The organism is Herbidospora solisilvae, assembly GCF_009901565.1.
In the GTDB taxonomy this organism is placed as follows: domain Bacteria; phylum Actinomycetota; class Actinomycetes; order Streptosporangiales; family Streptosporangiaceae; genus Herbidospora; species Herbidospora solisilvae.
Map to the genome: position 1 here is coordinate 372,171 of NZ_WXEW01000001.1, position 12,731 is coordinate 384,901.

The 12,731-nt window shown below is 72.8% G+C and carries 13 protein-coding genes; 3 read left to right on the forward strand and 10 right to left on the reverse strand.

The window, feature by feature from the left end; genetic code table 11:
* Positions 1-232: 232 nt before the first annotated feature.
* Positions 233-1,117, forward strand: a complete 885-nt coding sequence (locus GT755_RS01725; protein ID WP_161477914.1) for a helix-turn-helix domain-containing protein — start codon at positions 233-235, stop codon at positions 1,115-1,117.
* A gap of 10 nt (positions 1,118-1,127) precedes the next feature.
* Here the strand turns inward: GT755_RS01725 and GT755_RS01730 are convergent, their stop codons facing one another.
* The 3 genes from GT755_RS01730 to GT755_RS01740 all read right to left on the reverse strand — a co-directional run bounded on the left by GT755_RS01730 (position 1,128) and on the right by GT755_RS01740 (position 3,728).
* On the reverse strand, positions 1,128-1,919 hold the full coding sequence (locus tag GT755_RS01730; RefSeq protein WP_328794118.1) for an SAM-dependent methyltransferase: 792 nt from the start codon (positions 1,917-1,919) through the stop codon (positions 1,128-1,130).
* A 255-nt stretch (positions 1,920-2,174) separates the two neighbouring features.
* A complete protein-coding gene (locus GT755_RS01735) occupies positions 2,175-3,119 on the reverse strand; it encodes a Ppx/GppA phosphatase family protein (RefSeq protein WP_161477915.1) in 945 nt (314 codons plus the stop codon).
* A gap of 66 nt (positions 3,120-3,185) precedes the next feature.
* Positions 3,186-3,728, reverse strand: a complete 543-nt coding sequence (locus GT755_RS01740) for a CGNR zinc finger domain-containing protein (RefSeq protein WP_161477916.1) — start codon at positions 3,726-3,728, stop codon at positions 3,186-3,188.
* Positions 3,729-3,799: 71 nt separating this feature from the next.
* Between GT755_RS01740 and GT755_RS01745 the strand changes: the two genes are divergently transcribed.
* Complete coding sequence (locus GT755_RS01745; RefSeq protein ID WP_328794119.1) at positions 3,800-4,564, forward strand: class I SAM-dependent methyltransferase; 765 nt, start codon at positions 3,800-3,802, stop codon at positions 4,562-4,564.
* 28 nt (positions 4,565-4,592) lie between these two features.
* On the opposite strand, the gene GT755_RS01750 is transcribed toward GT755_RS01745, so the two are convergent.
* The 7 genes from GT755_RS01750 to GT755_RS01780 are packed head-to-tail and all read right to left on the reverse strand — an operon-like array spanning position 4,593 to position 11,109.
* Positions 4,593-5,744, reverse strand: a complete 1,152-nt coding sequence (locus GT755_RS01750; RefSeq protein WP_161477918.1) for a 4-hydroxybenzoate 3-monooxygenase — start codon at positions 5,742-5,744, stop codon at positions 4,593-4,595.
* Entirely contained in the window at positions 5,741-6,841 is a 1,101-nt protein-coding gene (gene pcaDC, locus GT755_RS01755) for a bifunctional 3-oxoadipate enol-lactonase/4-carboxymuconolactone decarboxylase PcaDC (RefSeq protein ID WP_161477919.1), read from the reverse strand. Before pcaDC ends, GT755_RS01750 begins: the two co-directional genes overlap by 4 nt.
* Positions 6,822-8,249 carry a lyase family protein gene (locus tag GT755_RS01760; RefSeq protein ID WP_161477920.1) on the reverse strand — a complete coding sequence of 476 codons (1,428 nt, stop codon included), beginning with the start codon at positions 8,247-8,249 and terminating at the stop codon, positions 6,822-6,824. Before GT755_RS01760 ends, pcaDC begins: the two co-directional genes overlap by 20 nt.
* A gap of 14 nt (positions 8,250-8,263) precedes the next feature.
* Positions 8,264-8,809: a protocatechuate 3,4-dioxygenase subunit alpha gene (gene pcaG / locus GT755_RS01765; protein WP_202609526.1), complete on the reverse strand. Its 546-nt coding sequence runs from the start codon at positions 8,807-8,809 to the stop codon at positions 8,264-8,266.
* The gene (pcaH, locus tag GT755_RS01770; protein WP_161477922.1) at positions 8,806-9,549 is read right to left on the reverse strand and encodes a protocatechuate 3,4-dioxygenase subunit beta; all 744 of its coding nucleotides are present in this window, start codon (positions 9,547-9,549) and stop codon (positions 8,806-8,808) included. Before pcaH ends, pcaG begins: the two co-directional genes overlap by 4 nt.
* Positions 9,542-10,300, reverse strand: a complete 759-nt coding sequence (locus GT755_RS01775; RefSeq protein WP_161477923.1) for a CoA-transferase subunit beta — start codon at positions 10,298-10,300, stop codon at positions 9,542-9,544. The genes pcaH and GT755_RS01775 overlap by 8 nt, the downstream gene beginning before the upstream one ends.
* Entirely contained in the window at positions 10,297-11,109 is an 813-nt protein-coding gene (locus GT755_RS01780; protein WP_161477924.1) for a CoA transferase subunit A, read from the reverse strand. Before GT755_RS01780 ends, GT755_RS01775 begins: the two co-directional genes overlap by 4 nt.
* 95 nt (positions 11,110-11,204) lie before the next feature.
* Between GT755_RS01780 and GT755_RS40885 the strand changes: the two genes are divergently transcribed.
* Complete coding sequence (locus GT755_RS40885; RefSeq protein WP_161477925.1) at positions 11,205-12,710, forward strand: IclR family transcriptional regulator domain-containing protein; 1,506 nt, start codon at positions 11,205-11,207, stop codon at positions 12,708-12,710.
* Positions 12,711-12,731 lie beyond the last annotated feature (21 nt).

Here is a 12,731-nt window from a genome sequence, read left to right on the forward strand (position 1 = left end):
GGTCACCTCACTACCCTGACGGAACCGCTGGCCCATACAACCGATGGGTGGTCGGATCTGACCTGCCGAAACCGCACATTTCCTCTTTTAGTGCGGGGCATTCATCCGATATCTCGTGACCGAATTGCCGACAAGCTCGGAAAATGCCGGGAAATGGCGTACTCGGTTAGGGTTGGCGTGGCACTATCTGCGGGTCCATTCAAGCCGGTCAGCATCTGGGGGAACACGAGCGATGCCGCCTGTTCACGGAGCCGGTGAGGATCTCGGCCACGCCGGCCCGACCGCGCTGCGCATGCTGGTCGGAGCCCAGTTGCGGGAGCTGCGCGAGGCGCGGGAGATCAGCCGGGAGGACGCCGGCTTCGCCATCAGGGCCTCCGCCTCGAAGATCAGCCGCATGGAGACCGGCCAGGCCACCTTCAAGCCGCGCGACGTGGCCGACCTGCTCACCCTCTACGGCGTCACCGACGACAGGGAACGGTCGGCGATCATGATTCTGGCCGGAAGGGCGAACGAGCCCAGCTGGTGGCATCCGCTGCGCGAGGTCGTGCCCCACTGGTTCGAGGCCTGCCTCGGCCTGGAGCAGGACGCGGCGCTGATCCGCACGTACGAGATCCAGTTCGTCCCCGGCCTCCTCCAGACGCCCGCCTACGCCCGCGCGGTCGTCTCCCACGCCCACCGCGTCTACGACGAGGACCAGGTCGCCAAGCGGGTCGAGCTGCGGATGCGGCGGCAGCGCATCCTGGTCGGGGCCGCGCCGGTGAAGTTGTGGGCGGTCGTCGACGAGGCGGCCCTGCGGCGCAGGATCGGCGGCCCGGCGGTGATGCGCGAGCAGCTGCGCCACCTCGACGAGATGAACCGGCTGCCGAACGTGACCCTCCAGGTGGTCCCGCTCGAATCGGGCTACGTCTCGCGCGGGATCGGGCCGGTCACCCTGCTGCGCCTGGCCCAGGGCGCCTTGCCCGACGTCATCTACCTGGAACGGCTCGGCGACGCGCAGTACCTGACCAAGGACCACGAGGTGCAGCCCTACCTGCACCTGCTGAACGAGGCCGGCACCGAGGCGGAGCCGGCCACCGCGACGAGCGAGATCCTGCGGCGCTGCATCGAGGATCTCTGAAACCGGGGCTCTAGGGCTTGCGGGCCACGCCCACCAGCGCGTCGACCGGCGAGGGCGGGCCGAAGGGGTCGGGGTCGGGCCGCCACTGGGTGATCGGCACGACGCCCGGCTCGACCAGTTCCAGGCCGTCGAAGAAGCGGCTGATCTCCTCGTGGTTCCGCAGCGTGTACGGCGCCCCCGGCCCCTCGTTGAGGTCGTCCTGGGCCTTGTCGAGGGCCTCGCCCGTGACCACGTTGGAGCCGTCCCAGACGGCCAGGTAGCTGCCGGAGGGCAGCGGCTCCATCAGGGTGCGGACGATCGCGTAGGCCTCCTCGTGGTCGCCGACGTAGCCGAGGATGCCCATCAGCATCAGCGCCACCGGGCGGTCGAAGTCGAGCGACTTGGCCGCGCCGGCCAGGATGCGGGCCGGGTCGCGCAGGTCGGCGTCCATGTAGTCGGTCACGCCCTCGCGCGTGCCCACTAGGAGGGCGCGGGCGTGGGAGAGCACCAGGGGGTCGTTGTCGACGTACACGACCCGGGCCTCGGGGTTGATCCGCTGGGCCAGGTCGTGGGTGTTGTCGACCGTCGGCAGGCCGGTGCCGACGTCGAGGAACTGGGTCACCCCCGCCTCCACGCTGACATGGCGGACGATGCGGGCCAGCAGGTAACGCGACAGCCGGGCGATGGCCACGATGTCGGGGAAGGCCGCGGCGAACTGGTCGCCCGCCACCCGGTCAACCTCGTAGTGGTCTTTGCCGCCCAGCCAGTAGTTCCACATCCGGGCCGAATGGGGGACGGTCGTGTCGATCTTGGGGTCGTTCACCGGTGCTCCTGTCAGGTCGGCTCCCCAAGAACCTACTGTTTTCCGGCGGTTTCAACTGGTGTCCGGATATTTCCCGATGACTGCGGCGGATGGGCACTTTCGTGCTCAGTGCCATCAGGGCGAGCCCCACCAGCATCAGCACGGAGATGATAAAAAGTGCCGCGATCGCCATCGCCAGAATCGATGCGAGCATGGCGGCGACACCCAGTAGCTCGATCATGCGGCCGTTTTGCCCGGTATGACCATTCTCATTCCTTACTCAGGGGCGAGGTCGGAACCCCCCAGGACGTCCAGCCGCCGGAAGATCACGCCCTCGCGCAGCGCCCAGGGGCAGATCTCCAGGGCCGGCACCTGGAACAGGTCCATCGTCGCATCCGCCACGAGTGCGCCCGCCAGCAGCTGACCGGCGCGGCCCGCCGACACCCCCGGCAGGGCGGCCCGGCGGTCGGCCGTCATCTCGCCCATCCGCGCCGCCCACGTCGAGACCGCCTCGTGGCTGAGGTTGCGCCGGACGTAGAGGCCCTCGCTCGACGGGGCGGCCCCAGCCATCCTGGCCAGCTGCTTGAAGGTCTTCGAGGTGGCCACGGCGTGGTCGGGGGGACCGTAGCGGGTGACCTCGCCCACCCGGCGGCCGATCTCGGTCCGGATGTGGCGGCGCAGGGCGCGGATCTCCTCGGGGCTGGGCGGGTCTTCGGTGAACCAGTCGCGGGTCAGCCGCCCGGCGCCCAGGGGCAGCGAGACGGCCGCGTCGGGGGCCTCGTCGATGCCGGAGGCGATCTCCAGGGAGCCGCCGCCGATGTCGAGGACGAGCAGGCGGCCGGACGACCAGCCGTACCAGCGCCGGACCGCCAGGAAGGTCAGCCGGGCCTCCTCCGCGCCCGACAGGACCTGGATGTCGACCTGGGTCTGGCCCTTGATCTCGGCGAGCACCTCCTCGCCGTTGCGGGCCTCGCGGACGGCGGAGGTGGCGAACGCCACCAGTTCCTCACAGCCCTTGTCCTCGGCGAAGCGCAGCGCCTCCTCGACGAAGTCGCGGAGCTTGCCGGCCCCCTGCTCGGAGAGGTGGTGGTCGTCGATGTGCTCGGCGAGTCTCATGTCGACCTTGTGGGAGAACGCCGGCTGGGGGCGGGCCCCACGGTGCGCGTCCATCACGAGGAGATGCACCGTGTTGGAACCCACGTCGAGGACACCTAGTCGCATGCCCATGACGGTATCGCCCTTTACGGAACGTTCCTGTCGCCGTTACCCCGTCGGAATGACGAAAAGTCACACTCTGGCCCGAAAAGCAGCGGTTTTCGTACGATTCTGACACGCCGTGGAGCAGAAGCGCCGGGTGCCGTTGCGGGAGACGTCCACGAAGACCCGGTCGCAGCGGTCGGCCGTGCAGACCCCCAGACGGTCGCGGAACTCCCCGCCCAGCACGATCGCGAGCGCCGTGGCCCCGGACGCGGCCCAGTTGGCCGCCCACGTGCCAGTCGTGCCGTGGAAGTGGAGATGCCAGGGCTCGCCGTCGTGGCCGCTCAGGTGGGGACGGGCGTCGGTGGCGTCGAGCACCCGGTTGATCACGGTGCAGGCGTGGTCGAGGTCGCCGGAGAAGGCCGCGCGCAGGTCGGCGGCGTAGCCGGCCAGCTCGGCGACGTCGGACCCGGCGATCTCGCCGCGCTCGCGCAGCGCCGCGGCCACCTCGGCGGCCAGCTCGGGCCCCGTCGGCACGAGATAGGGCCGCCCCCGCCGCTCCCCCGGGGTCAGCACGTTCACCAGGGTCACGAACATGGCCACAACGGCATCGGTGTGACTGTTGAAGTTCACTTGACCAGTTACATCCTTCGTGATTACGGTAACTGACATAAGCCTAGACGACAGTTACAAGGGAGATGGCCGTGACACTCACCCGTGACCACGCCCGGCAGTGGCTCGACCGCTGGGACGTCCAGCAGGAGGGCTACCACCCCGCCCGCGAGGAGCGCTTCGCGGTTCTCATCGACGCGGTCGTGGAGACGGCCGGGCGGCCCGATCCGCTCGTCCTGGACCTGGGCTGCGGGCCCGGGTCGCTCGGCGCCCGGCTCAAGGAGCGGCTGCCGGAGGCGACCGTGGTCGGCTTCGACACCGACCCGCTGCTCACCGCGCTCGGGAAGACGGCCTACGACGGGCTCCGGTTCGTGGACGCCGACCTGCGCGTCCCGGGGTGGAGCGCGGCCGCGGGTCTGCCCCGCCTCGCTGACGCCGCGGTCAGCACGACCGCGCTCCACTGGCTCCCGGAAGGGCCCCTGACCGACCTCTACCGGGAGCTGGCCACGGTGCTGCGGCCAGGCGGGGTGTTCCTCAACGGCGACCAGATGGCCTCCCCTGACGGCACCCGCCTGGCCGCGCTCGAGCGCGCCCTGGCCGGCCGTGCCACCGACCGGCGGTTTCCCGGGGAACGCCCGGAGAACTGGGCCGACTGGTGGGCGGCGGTGGAGCGGGACCCCGTGCTCACCGCCCTCCACGCCGACCGCGAGAAGCGCCGCGAGATGGCCGCGCACCACGGCTCGGAGTCGCTCCACCTGGAGACCCACGTGACCGCGCTGACCAAGGCGGGCTTCGCCGAGGTCGGCACGTTGTGGCAGGAGGGCGACGACCGGCTGCTCTGCGCGTTCCTACCGTAGGCATCGGCCCGTATAGCGGGCGTATTTCTCAGACCGTCCCGGTGTAGTTGAGTGCCAGCTCCGCCGCCGCGGCCTCGGAGGTCGCGATGCGGTGGAGCTGGGCGAGCTGCAGCCGGGTCTCGTAGTCGGACTGGCCGGGGGCCAGGTGCAGCATCGTGGTCATGAACCAGGAGAAGTGCTCGGCCCGCCAGACCCGGCGCAGGCAGATGTCGCCGTAGTCGTCGAGCAGGTCGTCCTTGCCGGTACGCCGCCAGTGCTCCAGCGCCCGCGCCAGCACCACCACGTCGGCGACGGCCAGGTTGAGGCCCTTGGCCCCGGTCGGCGGCACGATGTGGGCGGCGTCGCCGGCCAGGAACAGGCGTCCGTGCCGCATCGGCTCGGTGACGAAGCTGCGCATCGGGGTGACGGCCTTGGCGGTGATCGGCCCCCGGGCCAGCTTCCAGTCGCCGTCGATCGCGAACCGCAGGTCGAGCTCGTCCCAGATCTGCTCGTCGTCCCAGGCGGCCGGGTCGGTGTCGTTGGGCACCTGGAGGTAGAGGCGGCTGACCGTCGGGGAGCGCATGCTGTGCAGCGCGAAGCCGCGCGGCGAGTGGGCGTAGATGAGCTCGTCGGTCGAGGGGGCGACGTCGGCCAGCACGCCGAGCCACGAGTAGGGGTAGTCGGCCTCGTAGACCCGGCCCGAGGGCACGACGGCCCGCGAGATGCCGTGGAAGCCGTCGGCCCCCACGATGAAGTCGCAGGTCAGGGTCTTCTCCTGGCCCTCGTGGCGGTAGGTGACGTAGCCGTCGCCGATGGCGGTCGCCTGGGCCTCGAACAGGAGCGGGCCGCCCTCGTCGAGCTGGAGGGCGACCAGGTCCTTCACGATCTCGGTCTGGGCGTAGATCATGACGGAGCTGCCGCCGGTCAGCGCCGGGAAGTCGAGGCGGTGGGCCCGGCGGTCGAACCGCAGCTCGATCCCGTTGTGCGGGAGCCCCTCGCGGTCCATGCGGGCGCCCGCGCCGCACTCGCGCAGCGCGTCGACCGTGCCCTGTTCGAGCATGCCGGCGCGCTGGCGCTGCTCGACGTAGGCCCGGTCGCGGCTCTCCAGCACGACGGAGTCGATCCCGGCGTTGTGCAGCATCCGGGCCAGCAGCAGGCCCGCCGGGCCGCCGCCGATGACGGCGACCGTGGTGTGGGTCATTCCAGGCTCCCTAGCGTGCGTTGGGCGACGGCGAAGGCGGCGTTGGCGGCCGGGACGCCGCAGTAGATCGCGGTCTGGAGGAGGACTTCCTTGATCTCATCTGGCGTGAGACCGTTGCGGATCGCGGCTCTGACGTGCATGGCCAGCTCGTCGAGGTGGCCGCCCGCGACCAGTGCGGTGAGGGTGACGCAGCTGCGGGTCTTCCGGTCGAGACCCGGGCGGGTCCAGATCTCGCCCCAGGCGTAGCGGGTGATCAGGTCCTGGAAGTCGGCGGTGAAGCCGGTGGTGTTCGCGACGGCCCGGTCGACGTGCTCGTCGCCCAGCACGGCCCGGCGCACCGCCATCCCGTCGAGCCGGGGCAGGTGGGCGCGCATGGCCGCCACGACGGCGTCGGGCCGCTCGACCGGGGCCAGGTGGGCGGCGCCGGGGAGTTCCTGGAGGGCCGCGCCCGGGATGCCGTCGGCCAGTTCGCGCGCCACGGCCGGCGGTGCGGCGGGGTCGTCGCGGCCCGCGACGACCAGGGTCGGGGCGGTGATGGCCGGGAGTTCGGCGCGGACGTCGTACCCCGCCAGCGCCTCGCAACATTCGGCGTAGCCCTCGTCGTCGGCGGCCAGCAGGTCGTCGATCATGGCCTGGCCGGCGGCCTTGTCGGCGTTCCCGGTGAACCACCGGCCCCACGCCAGGTCGGCCAGGGCGCGGGTGCCCTCGCCCCGGACCAGCGCCGAACGCTCGTGCCAGCTCTCCTCGGTGCCGAACTTGGCGGCCGAGCAGACCATCGTCAGGGAGAGCACCCGGTCGGGGTGCCGCAGCGCCAGCCACGCGCCGATCGCGCCGCCCAGGGAGATCCCGCCGTAGTGGAAGGCGTCCGCCCCGGCCGCGTCGGCGACCTTGATCACGAGCGCGGCCAGCGCCTCCATCGAGGTCGCTCCCGGCACGACCGGGGAGTCGCCGTGGCCTGGGAGGTCGTACCGCACGATCCTGAAGTGCCGCGACAGGGCGGCGGCCGGGGCGTCCCAGACGCGGAGCGAGGTGCCCAGGGACGGGCCCAGGATCAGCGCGGGCGCGTGCGCGGGCCCGTCAACGCGGAAGTTCAACATCGGCGATCTCCTTGAGACGACGGTCGAGGGCTCGATCGACGAATTCCCCCGCCGCACCGGAATAGCCGGTCGGATCGAAAAGCGCGGGATCGATGCGAATCACCCCGGGCCGTCCATAAGGGCTTTCCGCCGCCGGATCTGGACGGATCGCACCTGCCGGTCCGCCTTGGTGATCGGGAGTGGCCGGATGGGGCTGCCCGTCTTCTTGATCGGTCGTGGCACCGGGCCGACGCACGGCCGACCCGGTGATCTCGACGGAGACTCCGGCATGCGCGCAGGCGAGCTCCAATGCCTGGCGGAGGGGCATGCGGAGGCGGGCCGCGTCGCGGGAGGCGGTTTCGAGCAGGTCCCGCGCGACCTTCTTGCCGATCTGCCGTGACAACTCGCCCATGACGCGTTCGGCCACGATCAGGCCGCCCGTGAGCGACAGGTTCTCCCGCATCCGGGCCGGGTGGACCCGGAGGCCGCCCGCCAGCGCGGCCGTGTGGAAGGCCGCTCCCCCGGCCAGGCGCAGCAGGGTGCGGAGCGGTTCCCATTCGGCGTGCCACGCCCCGGCGGGGCGTTCGTCCTCGGCGGCCATGGCGCCGTAGAGGATCGCGGCCAGCGCCGGGGCCTGGCGGGCGCAGGCGGCGACCAGGGTGGCGTGGACGGGGTTGCTCTTGTGCGGCATCGCCGACGAGCCGCCGCCCGATCCCTCGGCCACCTCGCCGATCTCCGTCCGGGACAGCACCAGGACGTCGGCCGCGATCTTGCCGAGCGCCCCGCAGCAGAACGCCAGCGCCCCGGCGAGGTCGGCGACCGGGGTGCGCAGCACGTGCCAGGGCAGCACCGGCACCGCCAGCCCGAGCTCGCGCGCGAACCGCTCCATGAGCGGCACCGAGAACGTGGCCAGGGTGCCCCCCGCGCCGCCGAGCTGGGCGGGCAGGGTCACCGCGCCGAGCCGCTCGTGGGCGTCGAGCACGAGCGACCGCCACCCCGCCGCCTTCAGGCCGAACGTCGTCGGCACGGCGTGCTGGGTGAGGGTGCGGCCCGGCATGGGGGTGTCGCGGTGCTCGCGGGCCAGCTCCTCCAGCGCCCCGGCGGCCGAGGCGAGGTCGAGCAGGACCAGCCGCCGGGCCCGCGCGGCGACCAGCATGAGCGCGGTGTCCATGACGTCCTGGCTGGTCGCTCCGTCGTGGGCGCCCTCGGGCAGCGCCTTGACCAGCGGGATCACGGGGTTCCCACCGCCGTGCCCGAGGTCCCCGGGCTCCGCAGAGTCGATGGCCTCGGCCAGGTCGGGGCGGTTCTGGGCGCGGGCCAGCGCCGCCTCCGCGTCGAGCAGGGCGCGCCGGACCGCCGGGTCGGCGGTCGCCCCGTCGACCGGGGCGCCCGACCAGGCCGGGCCCAGCAGCCCGTCACCCGTGATCACGAGAGCCTCCCGGTTCAGCCCAGGTCGAGGAAGACCGTCTCGCCCTCGCCCTGGAGGCGGACGTCGAACCGGAACACCCCGTCGCGCTCCGGGGCGGCGACCAGGGTCGCGCGCCGGTCGGCGGGCAGCGACGTCAGCAGGGCGTCGCCGGCGTCCTCCAGGTAGACGCGGGTGTACAGGTGGTGCAGCAGCCCCCGGGCGAACACGCACACCGCGATGTAGGGCGGCCCGCCGGGGCGGACCGTGCGGAGCGTCCAGTGCCCGCCGAGGTCGGTCGCCACGCGGGCGAACCCGGTGAAGGTGACCCCGTCGCGGCCGGCGAACGAGCCGTCGACGTCGTCGCGGCGCATCGAGCCGGGCCTGCCGTCGAGGTTCCCGGCCTCGTCGGCCTGCCAGAACTCCAGCAGCGCGTCGGGGACGGGGTCGCCCGCGCCGTCGTAGACGTACCCGTGGACGGAGACCGCGCCCGGGTGGCCCGGCGGGACCAGGTCGCCGCCGCCGCGGAAGGGCAGGGCGTAGCCGTAGAAGGGGCCCACGGTCTGCGAAGGGGTGGGTCTCATCGGCCTTCCTCCATCCAGGTCGCCGACGGTCCGTCGAGGACGATGTCCCATCTGTACCCCAGGCTCCACTCCGGCCGGGAGAGCTCGTGGTCGTAGGCGGCGACGAGGCGCTCGCGGGCCTTGTCGTCGGTCACCGACTGCAGGATCGGGTCGTACGGGAACAGCGGGTCGCCCGGGAAGTACATCTGGGTGACCAGGCGCTGGGCGAAGGCCGTGCCGAAGACCGAGAAGTGGATGTGGGCCGGACGCCAGGCGTTGACGTGGTTCTTCCACGGGTAGGCGCCCGGCTTGATCGTGGTGAAGGCGTAGCGGCCGTCGTCGTCGGTCAGGCAGCGGCCGGTGCCGGTGAAGTTGGGATCGAGCGGCGCGGGGTGCTGGTCGCGCTGGTGCGGGTAGCGGCCGGAGGCGTTGGCCTGCCAGACCTCCACCAGTTGCCCGCGCACCGGGCGGCCGTCGCGGTCGACCACCCGGCCGGTCACGGTGATGCGCTCCCCGAGCGGCTCCCCGGGGTGCTGGCGGGTGAGGTCGGCGTCCAGGGGCGTGACGTCGCTCGCCCCGAAGACGGGCCCGCGCAGCTCGGCGTAGGCCTCGGGCGGGGCGACGAGCGGGCGGTGCGGGTGCCGCAGGCCGCTGGAGCGGTAGGGCGGGTAGTCGCGCGAGGGGTGGTCGCCGCCGTCGGACCTGGCGGCCAACTCTGCGATCTCCCGGGAGATCGTCTCCTGGGACAGCGGTTCAGGCATCGGGTGCTCCTTGGGCGAGGCGGCGCAGGGCGGTCAGCTCGGCCTCCGTGGGGGGTTCGGTGACGCGCAGGCCGGGGGCGACGGCGAGGGGCCAGCCGGTGGCGGCGACGGCCTGTTCCGGGGTCGTGCCGGGGTGCACCTCGGTGAGGGTCAGCTCGGCGGTCTCCGGGTCGGGCCGCATGATGCCGAGGTCGGTGATCACGGCGACCGGACCCGCCCCGGGCAGGCCGAGCCGGGCGCGTGACCCGGGCCCGTCGCCGTGGCCGACGGTGGTGACGAAGTCGAGCCGCTCGACGAGGTTCCGGGTGGAGTGGCGCAGCACGAGCAGCACCTTCCCGCAGCTCGCGGCGATCTCCGGGGCGCCGCCCGCGCCCGGCAGCCGGCCCTCCGGCCTGCCCGGCCCCCGGTCGACGACGGTCGTGTTGACGTTGGCGAACCGGTCGACCTGGGCGGCGCCGAGGAAGCCGACGTCGATCCGCCCGGCCTGCAGCCAGTAGTTGAAGATCTCCGGCACCGACACCACCGCGTCGGCCGTGTCGGCCAGCTCGCCGTCGCCGATCGACAGGGGCAGCCGCGACGGCTTGGAGCCGAGGGTGCCCGACTCGTAGATGAGCACCAGCCCCGGTTCGGTGGTGCGCCGGGCCAGGTTGGCGGCGGCGCTCGGCAGGCCGATGCCGACGAAGCAGGTCCGGGCCCCGGCCAGGGCGCGGGCGGCGTTGACGGTCATCAGCTCGTCGGAGGTCCAGCTCATCGGGCGGCCTCCAGGACGTTCTCGTCCATCCAGCGCAGGAAGGCGTCGCGGTCGCGGGAGACGGCGTCCCACGCCTGGTAGAAGCCGTTGTCGCGGACGGTGTAACCGGCGGCGTAGGAGGGGTGGGCGCCGTTCGGGACCACGGCCACCGCGTCGACCGTCCACGACGGCAGCACCACCGCGCCGGGGGCGGGCGCCAGGTCGTCCACGATCTCCTCGACCGTCACGAGCACCCGCGAGGCGGCCAGCGCGGCCTCCTTCTGCACCCCGACCAGGCCCCAGAGCTGCACGTTCCCGTCGCGGTCGGCACGCTGGGCGTGGATCACGGTCACGTCGGGGTTGATCGCGGCGACCGCCGCCAGCTCCTCGCCGGTGAACGGGCACACCACGGTGGAGATCGTCGCCGACCGCGACGGCAGGTCGCTGCCCCGGTAACCGCGCAGCACGGCGAACGGCAGCCGGGACGCCCCGGCGACGTAGCGATTGGCCATGCCGGCGTGGCTGTGCTCGTCGAGTTCGAGCGGGCGCGGCCAGCCGTTCTCCACCGCGTCGCGGAAGCGGTGCAGCGAGCCCACGCCGGGGTTGCCACCCCAGGAGAAGACCAGTTTGCGGGCCGCGCCCATGCCGATGAGCTGGTCGTAGATGACGTCGGGGGTCATCCGGACGAGCGTGAGATCGCTCACCCGCTGCCGGATCATCTCGTGCGCGGCGGCGAACGGGATGAGGTGGGTGAACCCCTCCATCGCCACGGTGTCGCCGGAGTGCACCAGCCCGGCCACCGCGTCCCGCAGGGTGAGGATCTCCGCCATGTTCTCCCTGTTCGGAGTGGACTTGTTCGTCTGATGAACTATTGTTCACATTTAACGTAGTTCAGGAGTCTGCTACCCCCTTTGGACGTGTGTCAATGACCGAGGCAGTCGTGGGGCCGCTGGAGCGCGGGCTCGCCGTGCTGCGGGCGATGGCCGGCGGCGAGCCGTGCCGCCCGAGCGATCTGACCCGCGTCACCGGCCTGGCCCGCTCGACCGTCGACCGGGTGCTGGCCACCCTCGTCGCGACGGGCCTGGCTCGCCCGGCCGGGGCCGATCGGTCGGTACGGCTGACGCCCCGCGTCCTGGCCGTCGGGAACGCCTACCTGTCCGGCAGCGGCGTGCCCGACGCGCTGGGACCCGAGGCGAGCAGGCTCGCGGAGACCCTCGACGAGTCGGTGTCGCTGGCCGTGGCCGACGGCGCGGCGGTCCGGTTCGTCACCCAGCTCCCCCGGCGGCGCAGCCGCTCGCTGACGTTCCGGGTGGGCGACCTGGTGCCGGCCGAACGGTGCGCGGCGGGCGCGCTGCTGGCCGCCGAGTGGACCGAGGCGGGGTGGGCCCGCTGGCGGGCGGCCCGGCCGCACACCGTGGTCGCCCCCGACCCGGAGGCCGAGCCGGAGTTCCGCGACCGGGTCAAGGCCGCGCTGGAGGCGGGCTGGGCCCGCGACGACGAGCTCATCGAGCCGGGCCTGATCGCGGTCGCGGTGCCGGTGCGCTCGCGCGGCCGGGTGGTGTGCGCGGTCAGCGTGGTCTCCCACCGCAGCCGCCACACCGTCGAGTCGCTGGCCGCGCTGGCCCTCCCCCGGCTCGACGTCGCCCGGATGGAACACCTCCTGGCCGCCCGCACGCCCGCGCGACCGACGCCGATCGAGATCCCCGGCGACACCCCGGTCCAGTCGCTGGCCCGGGGGCTGGCGGTGCTCACCGCGCTCGGCGGCACGCTGTCGGAGATCGCCGAGGCGACCGGACTGGCGCGGGCGACGGCCCGGAGGGCGCTGCTGACCCTGGTCGAGCTCGGCTACGCGGTGAAGACGGGCAACCGGTTCGTCGCCCTGCCGAGGGTCCTGGAGCTGGGCTACGCCCGGTTGTCGTCGCTGACCCTGGGCGAGCTGGCCACGCCCCACCTCGCGGCGCTGGCCGAGGCGGTGGGCGAGTCGGCGTCGGTGGCGGTGCTCGACGGGACCGACATCCGTTACGTGGCGCGGGCGCCGGCGTACAAGATCATGAGTGTGGACATCACCGTCGGCACCCGGTTCCCGGCCTACGCCACGTCGATGGGCCGGGTCCTGCTCGCCGACGACGCCGACCTCGGCGACCCCGTCGCCCTGACGCCGCGCACCGTGACCGACCCCGAGCGGCTGCGGGCGCTGATCCGCCGGGCCCGCGCCGACGGCTACGCGATCGTCGAGGACGAGCTCGAAGAGGGCCTCCGCGCGCTGGCCGTGCCGATCCGCGACCGGGGCGGCCGGGTGGTCGCGGCGGTGAACGTCGCCATGACCGGCCAGGTCAGGCCGGGCCTGCTGGCCCATCTCCAGGCCACCGCGCACGCCGTGGAGACCGATCTGGCGCTGGTCGCGGAACGAACCGCGCCCCGCCCGGCCTGAACCGCCCCAGGCCGGGCATAG

Excerpts from the sequence above, each read along its gene's own strand:
- pcaG (WP_202609526.1), bottom strand. The coding sequence starts at position 8,809 with ATGAGACCCACCCCTTCGCAGACCGTGGGCCCCTTCTACGGCTACGCC.
- GT755_RS01735 (WP_161477915.1), bottom strand. The coding sequence starts at position 3,119 with ATGCGACTAGGTGTCCTCGACGTGGGTTCCAACACGGTGCATCTCCTC.
- GT755_RS01775 (WP_161477923.1), bottom strand. The coding sequence starts at position 10,300 with ATGAGCTGGACCTCCGACGAGCTGATGACCGTCAACGCCGCCCGCGCC.
- GT755_RS01750 (WP_161477918.1), bottom strand. The coding sequence starts at position 5,744 with ATGACCCACACCACGGTCGCCGTCATCGGCGGCGGCCCGGCGGGCCTG.
- GT755_RS01780 (WP_161477924.1), bottom strand. The coding sequence starts at position 11,109 with ATGGCGGAGATCCTCACCCTGCGGGACGCGGTGGCCGGGCTGGTGCAC.
- GT755_RS01725 (WP_161477914.1), top strand. The coding sequence starts at position 233 with ATGCCGCCTGTTCACGGAGCCGGTGAGGATCTCGGCCACGCCGGCCCG.
- GT755_RS40885 (WP_161477925.1), top strand. The coding sequence starts at position 11,205 with ATGACCGAGGCAGTCGTGGGGCCGCTGGAGCGCGGGCTCGCCGTGCTG.
- pcaDC (WP_161477919.1), bottom strand. The coding sequence starts at position 6,841 with ATGTTGAACTTCCGCGTTGACGGGCCCGCGCACGCGCCCGCGCTGATC.
- pcaH (WP_161477922.1), bottom strand. The coding sequence starts at position 9,549 with ATGCCTGAACCGCTGTCCCAGGAGACGATCTCCCGGGAGATCGCAGAG.